The following is a 21040-nucleotide window of genomic DNA, read 5'->3' as shown; positions in this document are numbered from 1 at the left end:
CGGGCCTTGGGCCTCGCATGTCGGGCCGGGCCGCTGGGGATGGGGCTGGGGGCGGGCTCAGGCGGTGGGGGCGCCGAGGCGCCGGGACAGCTCGGAGAGGATCCGCTCCGCGTCGGCCACCACGCCGTGGACGACCTGGGCGGCGGGCTGGATGTCCTGGATCTGGTCGACGTTCTCGCCGACGAGCATGGCGCGCTGGGTGGTGTCGTCGCGGGCGACGGCGGCGTTCCACGCGGGCTCGATCTCGCCCCGGCGGGCGGCCAGTTCGGCGTCCCGGCCGGTCCAGGTGCGGGTGAAGTCGTTGACGACGGCGCGGGCGGTGTAGACCTCGTCCCACGGGATGCCGCGCACGACGTCGAAGGAGCGGGTGTTGACGGTGTCCGCGGTGCGGGCCGAGAGCAGGTGGGACCTGAAGCCGGCGGAGGCCAGCGACTCCTCGGTGGCGGCGAACCGGGTGCCCATCATCACGCCGTCGGCGCCGAGGGCGAGGGCCGCCGCGAGGCCGCGGCCGTCCGCGAAGCCACCGGCGGCGACCACCGGCACCCGGCCCCGGGTGACGTCCAGGACGGCGGGGATCAGGGGCAGGGTGGCGCGGGAGGCGTGGTGGCCGCCGGCCTCGGCGCCCTGGGCGACGATCACATGGGCCCCGGCCCGCAGGGCGATGGCGGCCTGGTCGGGGTCGTGCACCTGGACGACGACCTTGGAGCCGGCCTCGGTCGCGGAGGCCACGTACTTCTGCACCTGGGTCGCGCTGCCGAAGGAGAGCTCGACCACCGGCGGGGCGTAGCCGAGGACCTTCTCCCACAGGCCGGGCCGCTCGTCGAAGGTGAACATGACGCATCCGACGCCCCAGACGCCGCCGGTCGCGGCGGCCTGCGGCAGGTGCTCGTCGATGAACGCCGGGTCGCCGTAGCTGACGCCGACGAGGCCGAGGCCGCCCGCGGCCGTCACGGCGCCGGCCAGCCGGCCTCCGGTCACCCCGCCCATCGGGGCGCAGACGACCGGGTGGTCGATGCCGAGCAGTTCCGTCAGCTTGGTCGAGATCACGATGCTCCCTTGGTCCGGTTCGATGGCATGGCGCGGCCCGGCCCGGCGGGCCGAGGAGGGCGGGGTGGCGCGGCTGAATTCGACGGTGAATTCCGCGCGGTGGCGGCGGGGCATTCCACGGATCGGAGCCGTTTCGGAAGGAGCCCGCGTGGTGCGTGAGCTGTGCGGCGCCGCGTTGCGTCGAGGCGTCCCGGCGCGGTGTGTTGTTCGTGCTGCGCTCTGGTGAAGACATTAGCCGCGGTATTCGAACGGCGTCCAAGACGTAAACCGTGTGACTGCCATAAGGGGGTGCTATACCGGCTGCACATCGAGTGTGCGGGGAAACGAAAAGGCGTGCGATCCGGGTTCGGGGGAGACCCGGATCGCACGCCGGTCAGGCGGTCCCGCGCGCGGGGGCGCGGGATCAGCGGGGGGGGGGGATCAGTCGGTGAGGAAGAGCCAGCCGCGCTCGGTGGCCACCTCCTGGAGGACGCGGGCGGTGTGGCCGTCGCGCAGCGCGGTGACGGCGAGGCGCTCGCGTGGCGGACGGGCGGCCGGCAGTGGCCGCCAGACCAGGTGCGGCTCCCCCTCCACGGCGCGCCGCGGGCGCAGGGCCACCAGGTCCGGGGTGGTCCGCAGCGCGTGCAGGAAGAGGGCGTGCTGGTCCTGGTCGACCGGGTGCAGCACGGAGTTCCAGCCGAGCCGGGCCAGGTGTGCCGGTACGGACTGGGCGAACCCGGGCGCGCAGCCCTCGTCGTACCAGAGCAGGCGCTGCCGGGTGAGGTCCCGCAAGGTCAGCTCCGTTCTCGCGGCGAGCGGGTGCTCGCGCGCCAGCACGACGCCGAGCGGTTCGTCCCGCACCACCGCGCACACCACGTGCGGCATCGCGACCGGCAGGCGCACGATGCCGAAGGCGATCTCGCCGTGTCGCAGCAGTTCGCCCTGGTCCGCCACGTCCACCGAGCGCATCCGCAGTTTCGCGCCGTGCTGGTGGCCGCCGCTCGTGCGGCGGCCGGAGAGCCCGTGCTGCACTTCGATGAGGACGTCCGCGGGGACTCCGCCGCACACCCCGACCTGCCAGACCTGGGGCGCGGGGGCGACGGCGGCGATGGCCGAGCGGAGTTGGCCGGGAATTCCCTGGATCTCCCGGAGGAATGCCCGGCCGCCGGCCGTCAGTTCAACGCCGCGGGAACTCCGGATGAACAGGGCGGCGCCGATTCTCTGTTCCAGCCGCCGAATTTGCTGGCTGAGGCTCGGCTGGGAGATCCGGAGTTCCTGGGCGGCGGCCGAAACGGTGCCGGCGCGGACCACGGTCAGGAAATACCGGAGGTGTCGCATGTCGAAATCGTCGACGTCCCGTGCGTCGGTCATCGCGCGGAGCAGGGCGTCGTCGTCCGGATCCGGTCCGGGGGCGGCGAGGCCCGTGCGTGTCGAGGTGCGTCGGCCCGTCCACTCGTCCAGCACGCTCATCGGCTTCCTCCCAAGCGTCGTTGCCCTGCCGAGCAGGGATGCGCCCTGCCGACCCGCGCCCCGTCGAGGCCCGGAGCCAGCATGACACAAGAATTCGTTCCAGAAGGTATGTTTTACCGGCCCGAAACGGCGCCGTTGCCTCCGGCGGCGGAATCCGGCCGTCCGCCGGCCGAAAGGGCCGAGAACAGCAGCCGCCACAGCGGCTCCCCGCCGGGCGCGCCGACACTCTCGGCGAACCCGGCGGGCGCGCTCAACAACCCGTACATCACGATCATCAGCAACTCGGCGACCAGCCGCGGCGAGTGGCCGGGGAAGCCGCTGTCGCGCTGGGCCCGGCGGACCAGCTCCGTCAGGGTGCTGCGCATGTCGGCCAGGACGCCGGAGAGCGCCCGCGCCAGGTGCGGGCAGTCCGCGGCGAGCCGCAGCGCGGCCCGCAGCCGTACGTCCGACCGCAGCCGGTCGGCGAAGCCCGTGACGACGCCCTCCAGCACGCACCGGGCGTCGGCGCCCGGCGCGTCGTACTCGGCCCGCAGGCTCGTCCAGGTCTGCCGGGACTCGGCGATCAGCGCACCGGCGAGCGACTTCTTCGACGGGAAGTGCCCGTAGAGCGCGCCCTTCGTCATGCCGATGCGGTCCGCCACCGCGTTGAGCGTGGCGCTGCTGTAGCCCTGCGAGGCGAACACCTCCGCCGCGGCCGTCAGCACCTTCTCCCGTGTGCGCAGCGCCCGTTCCTGCTTGGCCATGTTCGTACCCTCCGTCATCAGCGAGAGCACATACATACCATCGGGACGGAATGATGTCGCAGCCTCCCGGCCCGCCGGACCGATCATGCGTGCTCCGCCCCCAGCGGGCCCCGGCGGGCCGGGGTCACCGGCCAGCCGAGACGTTCCGCGTGCTCGTTCAGCAGCGGGGAGTCCCCCACCACCACCGGCCGCCCCACCGCGCGCAGCAGGGCGAGGTCGCTCTCGTGGTCCCCGTACGCGAAGCAGTCGGCCGGGTCCGCGCCGTGCTCGCGCATCAGCCGGACGGCGGCCTCGGCCTTGGCCGGCCCGATCATCGGACGGCGCACCTCGCCGGTCAGCGCCCCCGCGGCGTCCACCAGCAGCTCGGTGCAGACCAGCGCCGAGGCGCCCAACTCCTCGGCCAGCGCGGCGAGGAGGGGGCGCATCGAGCCCGAGACCAGCACGACCGCGCGGCCCGCGGCCCGGTGCTCGGCGACGGCGGCCAGGGCGGGCAGCACGAAGGCCGCGGCGCCGCGGCGGTACTCCTGGTACCAGCTGCGCCCGGCCGCCTCCAGCTCGCCGAGCGGCACGCCCGCGTAGCGCCGGTAGTACCGGCGGTTCAGCGCCTCGCGGTCCCCGGTCGCCGCGACCTCGGACGACAGGTCCGGGAGGTCGGCGGCGACCCGGCCGGGGTGCCGGTCCTGCCAGTACTGCCAGAAGGCGAGCGGGCTCTTCTCGGCGATCACGGTCTCGTCCACGTCGAAGAAGGCCAGCGCGGGGCGCACCGACGGGGCCGCCGCCGTCATCGGGCCCCCCGGTCGGCCAGGGCCGCCTCCAGGTACGCACCGGCGGCCGTCTCCACGTCCAGGGCACCGTGCCCGGCCGCGGTGGTGACGTCCCGCCAGGCGCGCTGCAGCCGGCTGTCCGAGGACTGGCCGCGCAGGCCCGAGGCGTGGAAGAGCTCGTCCACCGCGTCCCGGCACAGGGCGGCGGCGGTGGCCGCGTCCCGGCGGTTCTCCGCCACCGAGAGCGGGGTGAGCGGGCCCCGGTCCGCGCGGTCGGCGGCGCACTCCAGCAGCAGGCCCGCCGCGTGGATCCGCGCGGACGTGCCGGCCAGCAGCAGGCTCCGGCCGAGCCGGCCCGACGCGGCCGGCCCGCAGTCGTCCGTCCAGGCCGTGAGCGCCGCCCGGGCCGCCCCCAGCACCGGCATCGCGAAGATCAGCCCGGCGACCATCGGGTACGGGACCCGGTGGCAGCGGGCCGCGTCCGGCAGCGGGCTCAGCAGGGCGCTCAGGGTGAACGAGCGGTGCGCGGGCACGATGATCCCGTCGGCCGTCACGCTGTTGCTGCCGCTGCCCCGCAGGCCGACCGCGTCCCAGGTGTCGCGGACGGTCAGCTCGGCGCGCGGCACGGCGAACATCCGGTGCTCCCGGACGCCGCCCGGCCCCGGCGTCCACGAGGCCAGCAGCACCCACTCGGCGTGGTCGACCCCGCTGGCGGTGCGCCACTCGCCCTCCAGCCGCCAGCCGTCAGCCACCTCGGTGGCACGGCCCTGCGGCGGGACGACCGAGGCGGCGATCCGGGCGTCCGGGCCGTCCGCCCACAGCTCTCGCTGCCCCTGTTCGGGCAGGTAGGCGGCGAGCCGGCCGTGCGCCGCGAACAGGGCGGCGCACCAGCCCGTGGCGGCGCAGGCCTCGGCGACGGCGGAGGCCTCGGCGAGCAGCCCGGCGAAGGTCCCGGCTGCGCCGCCCCAGCGGGTGGGGACGAAGTGGCGCGGGAAGCCCGCGTCGGCCAGGGCGGCGGCCACCCGGGGGGTGAGCCTGCGCTGCTCCTCGGTGGTGGGGGAGTCGCGGCGGGCGAGTTCGGTGAGCAGTTTCAACGCCTCCTGGGGCGCGGTGGCGTGCCGGCCGTGCTGCGGTCGGCCGGTGGCCGGAAGGTCGGTGGTCAGCGGGGCGGTCAGGTCGGTGGTCAGGTCGGTGGCCCGGAGGGTCGTCCGGAGGGTGGTGCGGGGGTCGGCCGGGGCGGTGGTCCCGGGAGTGGCCCGGGGACCGGCGGTTTCGGGGGAGGGGCTCAGCACGCCGTCCCCAGCAGGGCCCGGGCCGGCTCCGCCGCGCCGCAGCGGACGGTGGCGTGGGCGAGTTCCCGCTCGCCCTGGTGGGCGCGGAGGGTGAACGCGCCGCGGCCGAGTCCGGCCGGCTCGGCGGTGATCGACACCGGAGCGTCCAGTTCGCCGAAGGCCGTGAACCCGACCGCGAGCGCCGTCACGCTGCTCGCGCCCGCCCGGCGCTCCGCGGCGACGACCCGGCCGGCCTGCCGGAACGCCTCCACCAGCGCCATGCCCGGGACGTGGTCGGACTCGTGGTCGAAGAGCACCGGGTGGTCGCGGTCGAGCCGCAGCCACCAGGCGTTCCACCGTGTCGGGTCGGTGGCGATCAGCACGTCCCGTTCGGCGAGCTGGCCGACGGCCGCCGGCGACAGCGGGATCCCGGGTGGCTCGGGCAGCGGCGCGGCGGTGGGGTCGCCGCCGCCGCGCCTGCGCAGCATGGCGTAGCGGCCGGGCTCCATCGGCTCCCAGCACAGCCGGGTCCTCCCGACCGTCCGGTGCCGGACCAGCACGTCGGCGTCCAGCTCCAGGCGCAGGCGGCGCGAGCCCTCGGCGGGGCGCCGGCAGACGACGTCGAGTCCGACCGCGAGGCCCTGCGGGCCGACCGGCGGCAGCTCCTCGGACAGGTCGACGGAGGCCTCGCTCAGGACGAACGGCAGGCCGTACGGGACGTCGAGGAAGCGGTGGGACAGGTGGATGGCGGTCTGCCGGGTGGTCTCCGCCAGGATCACCGGGTCGGCCGCGGGGCCGTCCTGGTGGGTGAGGTAGTGGTCCCGGTCCCAGCGGGCCGCGAGCGCGAAACGGTCGTCGCCGAGCTGCCGCGCGTCCGTCAGCAGCACCTCCGCGTCGGCCGCCTTGTGGACGGACGCGCGTGGGACGCGCTGTCCGAAGTCCATGGTTCTCCAGTGGTGCTCCGACCCCGGACGGCCGGTCGTCAGTTCAAGTCCAGGCATGACGTGCATGAGCAGTTCCCCCTCCTGGCTCGCCGTGCCAGCCCATGCGCCGGTATCGTCCCGACGCGGCACGTGGCGACGCCGAGAAATATACCTTCAGGAAGGAATATTGAGGGGTAGATTTTTGTCATCGGCCACGGCCGAGCAGAACCGCACACGACAGAGCACGACCGACCGCGGCAGGCAGGCCGTCCCCACCACGGCGCCACGCCGACTGACCACGGAGAGTTCCTCATGATGGAGCCGCAGACCATCGCCTTCGCCGCACCCAAAACCCCAGTTCGCAGGGGTTCCGATCCCAAGCAGGAGCGTTCCGCCAGGACCCGGCAGCGGGTCCTGATCGGAGCCGCCGAGCTGTTCACCGAGCGGGGTTTCCGTCAGACGTCGGTCAAGGACGTCGCCGACCGGGTCGAGATGACCAAGGGCGCGGTGTACTTCCACTACCCGACCAAGGAGGCGCTGGCCGTGGCGATCGTGGAGGAGCACTACGCACGTTGGCCGAAACTGCTCGATGAGATCGCCCGGGAGGAGCTCGGGCCGCTGGAGACCGCGGTGCGGATGCTGGACCGGGCCGCCGTCGCGTTCCAGGACGACGTGATCGTCCAGGCGGGTGCCCGGCTGCAGATCGAACGACCGCAGATCGACGCCGAGCTGCCCACTCCGTACGTCGACTGGATCGCCCTGCTGGAGTCCCTGCTGACCTCCGCGCGGGAGGCGGGCGAACTGCGCGCCGACGTCGTGCCGGCGCAGGCGGCGCGCTCGCTGGTGTCCGCGTTCTTCGGGTCGCAGCACGTCTCCGACGTGCTCAGCGGACGGGCCGACGTGGTGGCGCGCTGGCGCGATCTGAGCGGTCTGCTGTTCCGGGCGATGCGGACGGAGTGAGCCTTTCCCCGTCCGCACTGCCCGTCCGCGCCGCCCGTCCTCACTGCCCGTCCGCGCCGCCCGTGCGCCTGAACGGCGGACGCCCGCCGCCCGTCCCCGGCGGCGGGTGTTGCCCGCCCGGAAACGGCGGACGCCCGGGGGCGGTGCACCGCTGGTCAGCCGGTGCACCGCCGCCCGGGAGGGCGTGCCGTCTCGTACGGCCGGTCAGGCCGGGTCCGTCACCTGGCGCTTGGTCGCCAGGACCACCAGGCCGCCGATCACCGCGAGGGCGGTCAGCACGGCGCCGAAGATCGTGGCGCCGTTGGTCAGGCCCACCGCGTCGCTGAGGTAGCCGGCCGAGACGGGCAGGATGCCGGCCGGGATGTAACCGCCCACGTTCAGGGCGGCGTTGGCCTCGGCGAGCCGCTGCGGCGCGATGGTGGAGTTGAGCAGCGACAGGCCGCCGAGCTGCCCCATGCCCTGGCCGGCGCCGGCCAGCAGCGCGGCGACGATCAGGACCGCGACCGCCTCCGAGTGCACGGCGATGATCAGCGCGACCATGCTCAGGGTGGTGCTCACCGCGCCGGCCGTCAGGATGGCGCGGCGGCGCAGCTTCTGGACGGCGAACTGCACGCCGGTGGCGGTCAGGAACATCACGAAGGCCATGGCCCCGGCGACGATCCGGTTGGTGGTGCCGAGCAGGCCGGAGAGCAGCGAGGGGCCGAGCGAGAGCACGAACGAGGTGGCGGTGATGCCGGGGGCGAACACCGCGATGCCGAGGGCGAGTTGACGGCCGTTGCCGCTCGGGACTCCGGGCACCCGGATCCAGGCACCCTTGCCGCGGCTCTCGGGACGGCGCACCGGCATCCGCAGCACGACCAGCACGGCGGTGGCCAGGACCACGGCCTCGACGACGAACACGGTGACCGTCGGCCCGGGGACCAGCTCGGAGAGCACCCCGGCGAGCAGCGGGCCGAGGCCGGCGCCGAAGACCATCGCGCAGGAGGCCAGCAGGGCGGCGATCCGCTTGCGCTCGGGCCCGGCGACGTCGGTGACGGCGGCCATGCCGGCCGACACCACCGCGCCGACCGCGATGCCCGTGAACAGTCGCGCCACGATCAGCGCGGCCACGCTGGTGGCGGTTCCGAAGATCAGGCAGGCGGCGAGTCCCAGGGCCAGCGCCGGGAGCAGGACGGGCTTGCGGCCGATCCGGTCGGAGACCACGCCGGAGACCAGCAGCGAGCCGATCAGGCCGACGATGTAGAAGGCGAACACCACGGTCAGGGTGCCCTTGGAGAAGCCGATGTCGTGCTGCCACAGCACGTACAGCGGCGTGGCCGCGTTCGAGAGGACGAAGACGGCGGTGACCGGCCAGGCGGCCAGCCAGACCCACCACAGCGGGGCGGTGGGCTTGGTGGCGGCGGGGGCGATGGTGGTGGCCTCGGCGGTCGCGGTGCGCTGCACCTCCTCGACGGCCTGGACGGGTGCGGTCCTGGTCTCGGACATGACGGTTCCTCCCGGTCTGACTGTTGGCTCTCCAGCAGTACGAGTCGAGTCGAACTTAGCATGCAGTACGATACAAGTCGTACTACATAGGAACCGAGTTATGAGGAGTCGAGGAGCTGCCTATGCCTACGACCACGGCCGACGCACCCGCCTTCAAGGTGCTCCCTGAGCCGTCCGACCTGCCCGAACCGCTGGCCGAGCCGGCCATCGAGGAACTGCGCCTGGAGAACGTGCTGGGCGCGCTCAGCGACCCGCTGCGGCTGACCATCGTCCGCAAACTCCTGCTGGAGTCCGAGGACTTCGACCACTCCTGCGGCTGGTTCGGCCTCGACCGGCCCAAGTCCTCGCTCACCCACCACTTCAAGGCGCTGCGCGAGGCGGGGGTGACGCGCCAGCGTCAGTACGGGCTGGAGCGCCGCAGCCACGTGCGGGTCGACGACCTCAACGCCCGCTTCCCCGGGCTGCTCGACCTCGTCGCGGCCTGGACGCCGCAGCCTCCGCAGGCCTGACCGGGGCTCGGCTCGGCCCCCGGCGGCGAGAGCCGCCGGGGGCCACGGCTTCCGCGGAGCCCGGCTTTCGGGGCCCCGGCTCAAGCGGGGGCTTTGCGCGGGGATGCGGGATCATGGGTGGGTACCCCCGACTTCGTCTGGTGAAGGACCCCGAACCGTGGCCCAGATCGTCCTCTTCCACTCCGCCCACGGCCTGCGCCCGGCCGTGCACGCCGCCGCCGGCCGGCTGCGCGACGCCGGGCACACCGTGCACACCCCGGACCTGTTCGAGGGGCGGACCTTCGACGACTCCGAGGGCGCGCGCGCCTACCAGGAGGAGATCGGCGGCAGCGACGAACTGCTGAAGCGGGCCGTCACCGCGGTCGCCCCGCTCTCCGAGGGCGGCCTGGTGTACGCCGGTTTCTCGCTCGGCGGTGCCGTCGCCCAGAACCTGGCGCTCGCCGACTCGAAGGCCCGCGGCCTGCTGCTCCTGCACGGCACCTCCGACCTCCGGGAGGACGCGGCGACCTCGATCCCCGTCCAGCTGCACATGGCGGACCCGGACCCGTACGAGCCGGAGGACTGGCTGAACGCCTGGTACCTGCGGATGCGGCGCGCGGGCGCGGAGGTCGAGGTGCACCGCTACCCGGGCGCCGGGCACCTGTTCACCGACCGGGACCTGCCCGACTACGACGAGGAGGCCGCCGAGCGCGCCTGGGCGGCGGCCCTCGACTTCCTCGCGGACCTGGCGGAGCCGGACGCCTGACCGGGTCGGGCCCGGCCCGATTCGGGTGAACCCGGTGCCCGACTGTCCGGGATCGAGCACGCTCCGGAACGGCCCGAGGTGGGAGCGCGTCCGGCCTGCCTCCGGCCGATCCGACGGAGGAAACGGCGGTCCGGGAGGCTGCCGCGGTGCGTCTGGCCCGGCTTCGGGAGGGCTAGAGTAGATGCGTGAACGTGTGAGGTGGTCCGGACCCCGAGAGGTGTTCCGGGCCACATCCATTTCCAGGGCATCCCCTGTGACCAGCACGTTCGCCGGCCCACCAGACCAGCACCAGAGCCTCCGGAGGCCCCGCCTTGAGCGACCAGCCGTTCGCGCATCTGCACGTCCACACCGAGTACTCGATGCTGGACGGTGCCGCCCGGCTGAAGCAGATGTTCAAGGAGGTCGAACGGCTGGGTCAGACCCACGTCGCAATGACCGACCACGGCAACATGTACGGCGCCGCGGAGTTCCACAAGCAGGCGACCGCCGCCGGCATCACCCCCGTGATCGGCATCGAGGCGTACGTCGCCCCGGAGTCCCGCTCCAACACCAAGCGCATCCTCTGGGGCCAGCCGCACCAGAAGAAGGACGACGTCTCCGCGTCCGGCGCCTACACCCACAAGACGATCTGGGCCCGGAACAAGGAGGGCCTGCACAACCTCTTCAAGCTGACCTCGCGCTCCTACGCCGAGGGGTGGCTGGTCAAGTGGCCGCGGATGGACAAGGAGCTGATCTCCGAGCTGTCCGGCGGCCTGATGGCCACCACCGGCTGCCCCTCCGGCGAGGTGCAGACCCGGCTGCGCCTCGGCCAGTTCGACGAGGCGCTGAAGTCCGCCGCCGACTACCAGGACATCTTCGGCAAGGAGAACTACTTCCTGGAGCTGATGGACCACGGCCTCGACATCGAGAAGCGGGTCCGCGACGGGCTGCTGGAGATCAGCCGGAAGCTGAACATCCCGCCGGTGGTCACCAACGACTCGCACTACACCACCGAGGCCGACGCCGGCGCCCACGACCTGCTGCTCTGCGTGCAGACCGGCAAGAACCTCTCCGACCCGGACCGCTTCCGCTTCGACGGCACCGGCTACTACATCAAGTCGGCCGCCGAGATGTACGCCCTGGACTCCTCGGACGCCTGGCAGGAGGGCTGCCGCAACAGCCAGCTCCTCGTCGCCTCCCGGGTCGACACCGAGGGCATGTTCCAGTTCAAGAACCTGATGCCCCGCTTCCCCATCCCGGAGGGCTACGAGTCCGAGGCGGACTTCTTCAAGGCCAAGGTCTGGGAGGGCATGGACTGGCGCTTCCCGGACGGGTACGACGAGGAGCACAAGAAGCTCGCCGAGTACGAGATGGACACCATCATCCAGATGGGGTTCCCGGCGTACTTCCTCGTGGTCGCGGACTTCATCATGTGGGCCAAGAGCCAGGGCATCGCAGTGGGTCCGGGCCGTGGTTCGGCGGCCGGTTCGCTGGTCGCGTACGCGATGGGCATCACCGACCTCGACCCCATCCCGCACGGCCTGATCTTCGAGCGCTTCCTCAACCCCGAGCGCATCTCCATGCCCGACGTCGACATCGACTTCGACGAGCGCCGGCGCGGTGACGTGATCCGGTACGTCACGGAGAAGTGGGGATCCGACAAGGTCGCCATGATCGTCACGTACGGCACCATCAAGGCGAAGGCCGCCATCAAGGACTCCTCGCGCGTCCTCGGCTACCCGTACGCGATGGGCGACCGGATCACCAAGGCGATGCCGCCGGACGTCATGGGCAAGGGCATCCCGCTCTCCGGCATCACCGACCCGACGCACCCCCGGTACAGCGAGGCCGGTGAGATCCGCAGCCTGTACGAGACCGACCCGGACGTCAAGAAGGTCATCGACACCGCGCGCGGCATCGAGGGCCTGATCCGCCAGCCCGGCGTGCACGCGGCCGGCGTCATCATGTCCGCCGAGCCGCTGACCGACCACATCCCGGTCTGGACCCGGCACACCGACGGCGTCACCATCACGCAGTTCGACTACCCCACTTGTGAGGGCCTCGGCCTCCTCAAGATGGACTTCCTCGGCCTGCGCAACCTGACGATCATGGACGACGCCGTCAAGGCGATCGAGAAGAACAAGGGCATCAAGATCAACCTGCTTGATCTGCCCCTCGACGACAAGCCGACCTACGAACTCCTCGCCCGCGGTGACACGCTCGGCGTCTTCCAGCTCGACGGCGGGCCGATGCGCTCGCTGCTGCGCCTGATGAAGCCCGACAACTTCGAGGACATCTCCGCCGTCCTGGCGCTGTACCGTCCGGGCCCGATGGGCGTCAACTCCCACACCAACTACGCCCTGCGCAAGAACGGCCAGCAGGAGATCACCCCGATCCACCCGGAGCTGGAGGAGCCGCTCCGCGAGATCCTGGAGCCCACCTACGGCCTGATCGTCTACCAGGAGCAGGTGCAGAAGGCCGCGCAGATCCTGGCCGGCTACTCGCTCGGCCAGGCGGACCTGCTGCGCCGGGCCATGGGCAAGAAGAAGAAGGAGATCCTGGAGGCGGAGTTCGTCCCCTTCCGGAAGGGCTGCCGGGAGCGCGGCTACTCGGACGAGGCGATCCAGGCCGTGTGGGACGTCCTCGTCCCCTTCTCCGGCTACGCGTTCAACAAAGCGCACACCGCCGGGTACGGGCTGGTCTCGTACTGGACGGCCTACCTCAAGGCCAACTACCCGGCCGAGTACATGTCCGGCCTGCTCACCTCCGTCAAGGACGACAAGGACAAGTCGGCGGTCTACCTCAACGAGTGCCGCAAGATGGGCATCAACGTCCTTCCGCCGGACGTCAACGAGTCGGACTCGGACTTCACCCCGCACGGTGACGACACCGTCCGGTTCGGCCTCACCGCCATCCGCAACGTCGGCGGCCCGGTGGTCGAGTCGATGATCCGGACGCGCAAGACCAAGGGGAAGTTCTCGTCGTTCCCCGACTTCCTGGACAAGGTGGAGTCGGTGGTCTGCAACAAGCGGACCGTCGAATCGCTGATCAAGGCGGGCGCCTTCGACTCGCTCGGGCACACCCGCAAGGGTCTGAGCGCGCAGTTCGAGCCGATGATCGACAACGTGGTCGGCGTGAAGCGCAAGGAGGCCGAGGGTCAGTTCGACCTGTTCGGCGGCGACACCACCACGGACGAGCCGAGCTTCGGGCTGGACGTCGTCTTCTCCGAGGAGGAGTGGGAGAAGTCCTTCCTGCTCACCCAGGAGCGGGAGATGCTCGGCCTGTACGTCTCCTCGCACCCGCTGCACGGCATCGAGCACGTGCTCGCCGACAAGGCGGACTGCGCGGTCGCCGACCTCGCGGAGCGCCCGGACGGCACGATCGTCACGATCGGCGGCATCATCTCGGGCCTCCAGCGGAAGATGACCAAGCAGGGCAACGCCTGGGCGATCGCCACCGTCGAGGACCTGGCGGGCTCGATCGACTGCATGTTCTTCCCGGCGAGCTACCAGCTGGTCTCCTCCCAACTGGTCGAGGACGCCGTCGTGTTCGTCCGCGGCAAGCTGGACAAGCGGGAGGACGTGCCGCGGCTGATGGGCATGGAGCTCTCCGTCCCCGACCTGTCGAACGCGCACGCCGAGGCGCCGATCACCATCAACATCCCGGTCGGGAAGGTGACGCCGCCGCTGGTGGCCCGGCTCGGCGAGGTGCTGGGCAGCCACCGGGGCACCACCGAGGTCCGGGTGCGGCTGGAGAGCCGCGACAAGACCACGGTGCTGCGGCTGGACCGGCACCGGGTGAAGTCCGACCCGGCGCTGTTCGGGGACTTGAAGCAGCTGCTCGGGCCGAGCTGCCTGGCGGTCTGAGGAAACCCGGCCCGGAGCCCGGAGCCCGGTCTTCGGGCCCCGGGCTCCGGGCTCCGGTGCGGTCAGGTGCCGCCGCCCAGCCCCGGCGGCACCGCCGTGTACAGGGCCGAGACGAAGGCCGAGATGGCCGGGTGGGAGCCGGCGCCACCAGCGCCAGCACCGTGGTGAAGTCGTCGATCTGGTGCCGGATCCGGGGCGCGAAGCCCGCCGCCTCGCAGGCGCGGACGGCCATGGTGTGGCAGAGGGTGCCGGGCGGGGACATGATCCAGGGCGAGCCGTGATGCTCGGCGACGGTGGCGGGGGCGCGGGCGGCCAGGTACATCGGCTCGGTGAAGACCGGGCGGGTGACCGCGAGCCCGGGCTCGGGGTCGGCCGGGACGAGGTCGTACTCGTGGACCAGCGCGACGTCCAGCTCCCCCGCGCGCAGGGCCGCGCCGACGGCGGCCGGGTCGACCTCGGTGACCATCGGCTCCAGCCCCGGGTGCCAGGAAGCCAGCTCGGCGAGCACCGCCGGGATGATCGCCCGGGCCGCCGAAGGATAGGTGCCGATCCGCAGCGGACCGGCCAACCCCCGCCTGGCATGGGCGAGTTCGGCACCCGCCTGTTCCAGCAGGGCGAGCACGGACTCGGCGTGGCGGACCAGGCCCCGCCCGGCCGGGGTGAGGGTGACCCGCCGCCCGGTGCGCTCCAGCAGCGGGACGCCGGCCTCCTTCTCCAGGACGGACAGCTGCTGGGACACCGCCGAGGCGCTGAAGGACAGCGCCTCGGCGACGGCGGCGATGGTGCCGAGGTGGGCGAGTTCGCGCAGGAGACGCAGGCGTCGGACGTCGAGCATCGGCTCAGCTTACGAGAAGCGTCACAAATGGGAACTGGACCTGGGTGATCGGCACGCCGCAGGATCGTCGCATGGAACTCAAGGGCATCCATGTCCCCCTGATCACCCCCTTCGCCGCCGACGGCTCCCTCGCCCTCGACGCGCTGGAGAAGCTCGCGGACGAGCTCCTGGACGCCGGAGCGGCCGGGCTGGCCGCACTCGGCACCACCGGCGAGCCCGCCGCGCTGACCGCCGAGGAGCGGGACGCGGTGGTGGACGTCACCGCGGCCGCCTGCGCGGCACGCGGGGCTCAGCTGATGGTCGGCGTCTCCGGCGGCGACACCCGAGCCGTCGGCGAGGCGCTGGCCGCGCTCGCCGACCGGGCCCCGCAGGCGGCGGCGCTGGTCACCACGCCGGCCTTCGTCCGGGCGGGCGAGGCGGGGACGGTCGCGCACTTCCGGGCGCTGGCCGCGGGCAGCCCGCTGCCGCTGGTCGTCTACCACATCCCGTACCGCACCGGGCAGCAGCTCTCCACCGCCGCGCTGCGCGAGCTGGCCGCGATCGAGGGCGTGGTGGGCGTCAAGTACGCGACCGGCGGGCTGGACCAGACGGCCGCCGAACTGCTCGCCGACACCCCCGCCGGGTTCGCGGTGCTGACCGGGGAGGACGCCTACCTGGCGCCGATGCTGGCGATCGGCGCGGCCGGCGGCATCCTCGCCTCCGCGCACCTGGCCACCGGCCGCTTCGTCGAGCTGTACGAAGCCTGGCAGGCCGGGGACGTCGAGCGGGCGCGGGCGCTCGGGCACCGGCTGACCGCCCTGGCGCTGTCCGCGTTCACCGCGCCGAACCCGACGGTGACCAAGGGCGTGCTGCACGCCCAGGGCCGGATCCCCACCCCCGACGTCCGGCTGCCGCTGCTGCCGGCGGGGGAGGCGGAGGTCGCCGCCGCACTGGCCCTAGCTCGTGGTCTGGACCACTAGCAGTCGGGCCGTCACCCGCCCGCCGCGGACGCCCCGCCCGCCGCAGGCCCCTCTCACAGCGTGAAACGGCAGGTCGCCCCACCCGCGTGACAAGGCATGATGGGCGGAGTGCGGCTGTAGACAGCACCATCCAGAGGAGTAGTCGGAATGAAGATCGGCATTGTCGGGGCCACCGGCCAGGTCGGCGGCGTGGTCCGCGAGATCCTGGCCGAGCGCGCTGGACTCCCCGGTGGAGTCGGCCCGGTGGAGCAGCTGCGGCTGTTCGCCTCGGCCCGCTCGGCCGGACGCACGCTGCCCTGGCAGGGCACCGAGATCACCGTCGAGGACGCGGCCACGGCCGACTACACCGGCCTGGACATCGTCATCTTCTCGGCCGGCGGCTCCACCTCCAAGGCCCTGGCGCCCAAGGTGGCCGCGGCCGGCGCCGTCGTCATCGACAACTCCTCCGCCTGGCGCCGCGACCCGGAGGTCCCGCTGGTGGTCTCCGAGGTCAACCCCGAGGCCGTCGCCGACCGGCCCAAGGGCATCATCGCCAACCCGAACTGCACCACCATGGCCGCCATGCCCGTGCTGCGCCCGCTGCACGAGGAGGCCGGCCTGGCCGCGCTCGTCGTCTCCACCTACCAGGCCGTCTCCGGCAGCGGCGTGGCCGGCGTCGCCGAGCTGCAGGACCAGGCCGCCAAGGTCGTGGACGGCGCCTCGGCGCTCGCCCACGACGGCGCCGCCGTGGAGTTCCCCGAGCCCAAGGTGTACCAGCGGCCGATCGCCTTCAACGTGGTGCCGCTGGCCGGCTCCCTCGTGGACGACGGCTCCAACGAGACCGACGAGGAGCAGAAGCTCCGCCACGAGAGCCGCAAGATCCTCGGCATCCCCGGGCTGAAGGTCGCCGGCACCTGCGTGCGCGTGCCCGTCTTCTCCGGCCACTCGCTGCAGATCAACGCCCGCTTCGAGCGTCCGATCAGCCCCGAGCGCGCCGTCGAGCTGCTCACCGGCGCCCCGGGCGTCGAGCTGTCCGAGATCCCCACCCCGCTGCAGGCGGCCGGCCGGGACCCGAGCTACGTCGGCCGCATCCGCGCGGACGAGACCGTGGAGAACGGCCTGTCGCTGTTCGTCTCGAACGACAACCTCCGCAAGGGCGCCGCGCTGAACGCCGTCCAGCTCGCCGAGCTGGTCGCCGCCGAGCTCAGGGGCTGACCCGGACCAGCCGTCCGTGACGTTTGGCGGGTCCCGTCGTTGAACGGGGCCCGCCTTCGTGTTTCTTTGCGACTCATTGGGGCGGCTGTTGCGGGACCGGGACATCCGCCGAGGTTCGGGTCGCGAAGCAGGGGGAAAAGGTGACCCAACGATCGGGCGGCCACCGGGGGCCCCTCACCCCACCCGCCCGGCGCCGGGCGTCCGCCCACCCCGACCGACCTTCGAGGGCGAGCGAAAAGAGGTGCGCAGATGGACCGCTGTGTCGTCCTGGTGGACGCCGGATACCTGCTGGGCGCCGCCGCCAGCCTGCTCGCCGGTGACCCGTCCCGCTCCAGGGTCACCGTGAACCACACCGCGCTGATCAGCGCCCTGCGCGAACGCGCCGAAGCCGAGACCGGCCTGCCGCTGCTGCGGATCTACTGGTTCGACGCCGCCCCCGACCGCCGCCCGATGCCCGAACACCGGCGGCTGCGCGTCCTGCCCCGGGTCACCGTACGGCTGGGCGCCCTGACCCGCGCTGAGGGGCGCTGGGTGCAGAAGGGCGTGGACGCCGCGATGCACGCCGAGCTCTCCGAGCTGGCCCGCAACCGGGCCTGCGCGGACGTCGTGCTGATCACCGGGGACGGGGACCTGCTGCCCGGGATGATGACCGCCAAGGAGCACGGGGTGGCCGTCCACCTGTGGGCGCTGCAGGCCGCCGACGGGGACTTCAACCAGTCCGAGGACCTGGTCGGCGAGGCCGACGAGCGGCGGGTGCTGGACCGCGAGTGGATCGAGGGGTCCTTCTCGCTGCGGGACAGCTCCAGCGTGTTCCCGGCACCGGGCACGGCCGGCGCCCGGCAGGAGATCGCCAAGATCCTCGCCGCCCCGCCCGCCTCGCTGCCCTCCGTGGTGCCGCCGGTGACCCGGCCGGCCGCCGGCGCCCCCGCTCCCGACGCGCCCGCCGCTGACGGACGGCCGCAGCCGGCCGCGACCCTGCGGGTGGTGCCCACGCCCAAGGACCTCGCCGGGCGGGTCTCCGCCGTCGCGCCCGTCACCCCGGCGGCCAACGGGCACGCCAACGGACACGCCAACGGGCACGCCAACGGCTCCGCCGCCGGGCCCGCCGCGACCGGTCCGGTGCTGCGGTGGTCCTCCGACCGCGGCTGGGTGGACCGGCCCGCACCGGAGCCTGCCGTCACCGCCGGTGACAGCCTGCCGACCCTGGCCCAGCTGACCACCGCCGAACAGCGCTGGGCCGACCGCGAGGAGGACATCACCTCGATCGGCGGCGACGCCCACGAAGTCGGCCAGGTCTTCGCCCGGCGCTGGAGCGACCGGCTCGGCGACGTCGAACGGCTCACCGTGCTGTGGCCCGACTACCCGCGCATCCCACACCGGGTCGACGGCGAGCTGCTGCGCTACGCCGCCCGCTTCGGCCTGCTCGCGCACAAGGACGACCAGATCGACGAGCACGACCGCTACGCCATCCGGGCGGGTTTCTGGAAGGAGCTGGCGGCCCGGGTGCCCGGGGGCTCCATGGTGGTCGAGGACTGAGCCGAGGGCTGAGCCGAGGACGAGTGCTCGCCTGGCCCGTCCACGGCCGGCCCGCCCGTGGTCGGCCCGTCCCCGGCGGACCGGCGGTTTCCGGTGATCAGGCCCCCTCGTCCGGTGCGCCCGTGTGAGCGCGTAGAGTCTTCGGTCGTGGAAGAGACGGCCGGGCGGGCACCCCAGGACACCTCGCCGTGCGTCGTCGTGCGGGACCTCGTCCGCACGTACCGCACCGGGCGCGGGGGCGCCGCGACGCAGGTCCGGGCCAACGACGGGATCAGCCTGACCGTCCGGCCGGGAGAAGTCTTCGGACTCCTCGGGCCGAACGGCGCCGGCAAGTCCACCCTGGTGCGCCAGCTCACCGGGCTGCTGCGGCCGGACTCGGGCTCGATCGACCTGCTCGGCCACGACATCGTGCGCCACCCCGAGCGGGCGGCGCGGCTGCTCGGCTACCTCGGACAGGAGTCCACCGCGCTGGACGAACTGAGCGTGGTGCTGGCCGCCGAGACCACCGGCCGGCTGCGCGGGCTCACCCGGGCGCGGGCCCGGGCCGAGGCGGCGGAAGTGCTCACCGAACTCGGGCTGGAGCCGATCGCCTCCCGGCCGCTGGCCAAGCTCTCCGGCGGGCAGCGCCGGCTCGCCTGCTTCGCGGCCGCCCTGGTGGGGGAGCGGCCGCTGCTCGTGCTGGACGAGCCGACGACAGGCATGGACCCGGTCGCCCGGCGGGCCGTGTGGTCGGCCGTGGACCGGCGGCGGGCCGAGCGCGGGACGACCGTGCTGCTGGTGACCCACAACGTGATCGAGGCGGAGACCGTGCTCGACCGGGTCGCCGTGGTGGACGAGGGCCGGGTGATCGCCTGCGACACCCCGGGCGGCCTCAAGGCGCTGGTGGACGGCGCCGTGCGGCTCGACCTGGTCTGGCGGGACGAGGCGCCGGTCGGCGTCCCCGCCGTCGCCGCGCTGGCCGAACGGGCCGAGCGCACCGGGCGCCGCTGGACCGTCCGCACCACCCCCGAGCAGGCCCGGGAACTGGTCGCCGCCGTCACCACCGGCCCGGCCTTCGCGGCGCTCGACGACTTCACCCTCGCCACGCCCAGCCTTGAGGACGCCTACCTCAAGCTGGGCGGCCGCCACGGAGGACTGGCCAAGTGACCCTGCTCTCGGTGCCCCCGCGGACCGACCGGTCGACGGCCGGGCCGGCCCCGCTCGCCCCCGCCGCCCGACTGCTGCCCTCCCTCGCCGCGGTCTACCGGGCGCAGTTGGCCCGGGCGAAGGTGGCGCGCATCCCGCTGCTGTTCGTGGCGACCTTCCAGTCGGTCGGCATCCTGGTGATGATGCGGGGCGTCGTGGACGCCGGGCAGACCTCGGCGGCGCGGTCGGTGGTCGCCGGGTCGAGCGTGCTGGTGGTGGCCTTCGTCGCGCTCAACCTGCTCGCCCAGTACTTCGGCAAGCTGCGGGCCGACGGGGGGCTGGACCACTACGGCACGCTGCCGGTGCCGGCCGCCTCGGTGGTGCTCGGCGCGGCCGCCGCGTACGCCTCGTTCACCCTGCCGGGGACGCTGGTCACGGCCGGCATCGGCGCGGTGATGTTCGGGCTGCCGCTCGGGCAGCTGTGGGTGCTGCTCGCGGTGGTGCCGCTGGCCGGGGCCGCGCTGGCCGGGCTGGGCGCGGCCTGCGGGCTGCTGGCGCCGCGGCCGGAGATCGCCACGATGCTGGGGCAGCTCGGCATGTCGGCGGCGCTGCTGCTCGGCGTGCTGCCGGTGGACCACCTGCCGCAGCCGGTGCTGTGGCTGCGCGACCTGCTGCCCTCGACGTACGGGGTGGAGGCGTTCGCCCGGACCTTCGCGCCGGACCCGGACTGGGCGGTGGTCGCGGCGGACCTGGGGGTCTGCGCGGCGGTCGGCGTGGTGTCGCTGGCGCTGGCCACCTGGGCGTACCGGCGCGCGGTCGCCCGGTAGGCCGGTGGCGGCTGATGCCCCGCCGGTGCGCGGCCCGGGGCGTGGGCGGTGGGGCCGTTCGGGCGGCCGTCGTGAAACGATGGGACCCGTGACCGTACCGAACACTCCTCCGGATCCCGCCCGCGCCGAGGTGCACGCGACCACGGATGCCGTGCCCGACCCGTTCGCGCCGCCACCCGCGGCCGAGGACGCGCCCGTCCCCTCGGTGGGGCGGCGGCTGCTGCCGGAGGTGCGGATCGGGGCGGGCGTCGTGGTCGCCTGTCTCGTCGCCGCCGTGGTGATGGCCGGGCTGTGGGTCTGGCTGGCGCCGAAGGTGCCGCTGCTGGTGGACGGTGACCGGATCCTCTACGCGGACCCGGAGGGCGAGCAGCGCGCGGGCGCCGACGCGGTGTTCGTGCTGATCGCGCTGGGCGCGGGGATCGTGACCGCGCTCGGGGCCTTCCTGGTGACCCGCAAGCGCGGCGGCGGGATCGCGGTCGCGCTGGGGCTGGCCGTCGGCGGGTTGCTCGGGTCGATCGGCGCCTGGCGGATCGGGCGTTGGCTCGGGCCGAGCGACGACCTGATCGGTGAGGCTCGGCGGGTCGGCAACGGCGGGCACTTCGACGCGAGCATCGACCTGGGTGCGCTGGGGGCGCTGCTGGTGTGGCCGATGGCGGCGATGGTGGTGCTGCTGGCGCTGTCGGCGGCGTTCGGCAAGCGGGAGGAGGACCCGCCGCCGTACTGGGGCGCTCCGGCGGGCACCTACGGGGGCCCCGGCGAGGAGCCCCCGGCGGCGGCGCCGGAGGACCGCCGGGCGGGCTGAGGTTCCACGGCCGAGGTTCCA

The 21040-nt window shown here is 73.4% G+C and carries 17 protein-coding genes and 1 pseudogene; 10 read left to right on the top strand and 8 right to left on the bottom strand.

Translation table 11 applies throughout. The annotated features are described in order from the left end of the window. Positions 1-57 precede the first annotated feature (57 nt). The 6 genes from ACZ4WV_RS19000 to ACZ4WV_RS18975 all read right to left on the bottom strand — a co-directional run bounded on the left by ACZ4WV_RS19000 (position 58) and on the right by ACZ4WV_RS18975 (position 6218). Positions 58-1161 carry an NAD(P)H-dependent flavin oxidoreductase gene (locus ACZ4WV_RS19000; protein WP_465748068.1) on the bottom strand — a complete coding sequence of 368 codons (1104 nt, stop codon included), beginning with the start codon at positions 1159-1161 and terminating at the stop codon, positions 58-60. Between the two features lie 306 nt (positions 1162-1467). Further along, positions 1468-2496 (bottom strand): LysR family transcriptional regulator, encoded by a 1029-nt coding sequence (locus ACZ4WV_RS18995; RefSeq protein ID WP_465748066.1) that lies wholly within the window; start codon positions 2494-2496, stop codon positions 1468-1470. 113 nt (positions 2497-2609) lie between these two features. After that, entirely contained in the window at positions 2610-3257 is a 648-nt protein-coding gene (locus ACZ4WV_RS18990; RefSeq protein ID WP_465748064.1) for a TetR family transcriptional regulator, read from the bottom strand. Positions 3258-3322: 65 nt separating this feature from the next. Next, positions 3323-4024: an HAD family hydrolase gene (locus ACZ4WV_RS18985; protein ID WP_465748062.1), complete on the bottom strand. Its 702-nt coding sequence runs from the start codon at positions 4022-4024 to the stop codon at positions 3323-3325. Further along, a complete protein-coding gene (locus tag ACZ4WV_RS18980) occupies positions 4021-5295 on the bottom strand; it encodes an acyl-CoA dehydrogenase family protein (protein ID WP_465748060.1) in 1275 nt (424 codons plus the stop codon). The genes ACZ4WV_RS18985 and ACZ4WV_RS18980 overlap by 4 nt, the downstream gene beginning before the upstream one ends. Then, positions 5289-6218 (bottom strand): ScbA/BarX family gamma-butyrolactone biosynthesis protein, encoded by a 930-nt coding sequence (locus ACZ4WV_RS18975; protein WP_465748058.1) that lies wholly within the window; start codon positions 6216-6218, stop codon positions 5289-5291. The genes ACZ4WV_RS18980 and ACZ4WV_RS18975 overlap by 7 nt, the downstream gene beginning before the upstream one ends. Before the next feature lie 291 nt (positions 6219-6509). Between ACZ4WV_RS18975 and ACZ4WV_RS18970 the strand changes: the two genes are divergently transcribed. Further along, entirely contained in the window at positions 6510-7157 is a 648-nt protein-coding gene (locus ACZ4WV_RS18970) for a ScbR family autoregulator-binding transcription factor (protein ID WP_465748056.1), read from the top strand. Positions 7158-7361: 204 nt separating this feature from the next. On the opposite strand, the gene ACZ4WV_RS18965 is transcribed toward ACZ4WV_RS18970, so the two are convergent. Further along, the gene (locus ACZ4WV_RS18965; RefSeq protein ID WP_465748054.1) at positions 7362-8642 is read right to left on the bottom strand and encodes an MFS transporter; all 1281 of its coding nucleotides are present in this window, start codon (positions 8640-8642) and stop codon (positions 7362-7364) included. A gap of 122 nt (positions 8643-8764) precedes the next feature. On the opposite strand from ACZ4WV_RS18965, the gene ACZ4WV_RS18960 reads away from it, so the two are divergent. The 3 genes from ACZ4WV_RS18960 to dnaE all read left to right on the top strand — a co-directional run bounded on the left by ACZ4WV_RS18960 (position 8765) and on the right by dnaE (position 13741). Beyond that, entirely contained in the window at positions 8765-9151 is a 387-nt protein-coding gene (locus ACZ4WV_RS18960) for an ArsR/SmtB family transcription factor (RefSeq protein ID WP_465748052.1), read from the top strand. Positions 9152-9308: 157 nt separating this feature from the next. After that, on the top strand, positions 9309-9896 hold the full coding sequence (locus tag ACZ4WV_RS18955; protein WP_465748050.1) for a dienelactone hydrolase family protein: 588 nt from the start codon (positions 9309-9311) through the stop codon (positions 9894-9896). A gap of 311 nt (positions 9897-10207) precedes the next feature. Beyond that, positions 10208-13741 carry a DNA polymerase III subunit alpha gene (gene dnaE / locus ACZ4WV_RS18950; RefSeq protein ID WP_465748048.1) on the top strand — a complete coding sequence of 1178 codons (3534 nt, stop codon included), beginning with the start codon at positions 10208-10210 and terminating at the stop codon, positions 13739-13741. A gap of 202 nt (positions 13742-13943) precedes the next feature. Here the strand turns inward: dnaE and ACZ4WV_RS18945 are convergent. After that, a pseudogene (locus tag ACZ4WV_RS18945) lies at positions 13944-14576 on the bottom strand (LysR family transcriptional regulator); the annotation flags it as partial. A gap of 71 nt (positions 14577-14647) precedes the next feature. On the opposite strand from ACZ4WV_RS18945, the gene ACZ4WV_RS18940 reads away from it, so the two are divergent. From ACZ4WV_RS18940 to ACZ4WV_RS18915, 6 genes are all read left to right on the top strand, one after another. Beyond that, the gene (locus ACZ4WV_RS18940) at positions 14648-15535 is read left to right on the top strand and encodes a dihydrodipicolinate synthase family protein (RefSeq protein WP_465748046.1); all 888 of its coding nucleotides are present in this window, start codon (positions 14648-14650) and stop codon (positions 15533-15535) included. A 147-nt stretch (positions 15536-15682) separates the two neighbouring features. Then, positions 15683-16729: an aspartate-semialdehyde dehydrogenase gene (locus tag ACZ4WV_RS18935; RefSeq protein WP_465748043.1), complete on the top strand. Its 1047-nt coding sequence runs from the start codon at positions 15683-15685 to the stop codon at positions 16727-16729. A 249-nt stretch (positions 16730-16978) separates the two neighbouring features. Further along, entirely contained in the window at positions 16979-18265 is a 1287-nt protein-coding gene (locus ACZ4WV_RS18930; RefSeq protein ID WP_465748041.1) for an NYN domain-containing protein, read from the top strand. A 147-nt stretch (positions 18266-18412) separates the two neighbouring features. Next, complete coding sequence (locus ACZ4WV_RS18925) at positions 18413-19411, top strand: ABC transporter ATP-binding protein (RefSeq protein WP_465748039.1); 999 nt, start codon at positions 18413-18415, stop codon at positions 19409-19411. Beyond that, the gene (locus tag ACZ4WV_RS18920; protein ID WP_465748037.1) at positions 19408-20217 is read left to right on the top strand and encodes an ABC transporter permease; all 810 of its coding nucleotides are present in this window, start codon (positions 19408-19410) and stop codon (positions 20215-20217) included. The genes ACZ4WV_RS18925 and ACZ4WV_RS18920 overlap by 4 nt, the downstream gene beginning before the upstream one ends. 88 nt (positions 20218-20305) lie before the next feature. Further along, a complete protein-coding gene (locus ACZ4WV_RS18915; RefSeq protein ID WP_465748035.1) occupies positions 20306-21019 on the top strand; it encodes a hypothetical protein in 714 nt (237 codons plus the stop codon). The last annotated feature ends 21 nt before the right edge of the window (positions 21020-21040 follow it).

It is taken from the genome of Kitasatospora sp. NPDC029312 (assembly GCF_055569215.1).
Note: the sequence above shows the minus strand (reverse complement) of the source record. Positions and strands in the feature narration are given on the sequence as shown.

Excerpts from the sequence above, each read along its gene's own strand:
- ACZ4WV_RS19000 (WP_465748068.1), bottom strand. The coding sequence starts at position 1,161 with ATGCCCCGCCGCCACCGCGCGGAATTCACCGTCGAATTCAGCCGCGCC.
- ACZ4WV_RS18995 (WP_465748066.1), bottom strand. The coding sequence starts at position 2,496 with ATGAGCGTGCTGGACGAGTGGACGGGCCGACGCACCTCGACACGCACG.
- ACZ4WV_RS18990 (WP_465748064.1), bottom strand. The coding sequence starts at position 3,257 with ATGACGGAGGGTACGAACATGGCCAAGCAGGAACGGGCGCTGCGCACA.
- ACZ4WV_RS18985 (WP_465748062.1), bottom strand. The coding sequence starts at position 4,024 with ATGACGGCGGCGGCCCCGTCGGTGCGCCCCGCGCTGGCCTTCTTCGAC.
- ACZ4WV_RS18975 (WP_465748058.1), bottom strand. The coding sequence starts at position 6,218 with ATGGACTTCGGACAGCGCGTCCCACGCGCGTCCGTCCACAAGGCGGCC.
- ACZ4WV_RS18970 (WP_465748056.1), top strand. The coding sequence starts at position 6,510 with ATGATGGAGCCGCAGACCATCGCCTTCGCCGCACCCAAAACCCCAGTT.
- ACZ4WV_RS18965 (WP_465748054.1), bottom strand. The coding sequence starts at position 8,642 with ATGTCCGAGACCAGGACCGCACCCGTCCAGGCCGTCGAGGAGGTGCAG.
- ACZ4WV_RS18960 (WP_465748052.1), top strand. The coding sequence starts at position 8,765 with ATGCCTACGACCACGGCCGACGCACCCGCCTTCAAGGTGCTCCCTGAG.
- ACZ4WV_RS18940 (WP_465748046.1), top strand. The coding sequence starts at position 14,648 with ATGGAACTCAAGGGCATCCATGTCCCCCTGATCACCCCCTTCGCCGCC.
- ACZ4WV_RS18935 (WP_465748043.1), top strand. The coding sequence starts at position 15,683 with ATGAAGATCGGCATTGTCGGGGCCACCGGCCAGGTCGGCGGCGTGGTC.
- ACZ4WV_RS18930 (WP_465748041.1), top strand. The coding sequence starts at position 16,979 with ATGGACCGCTGTGTCGTCCTGGTGGACGCCGGATACCTGCTGGGCGCC.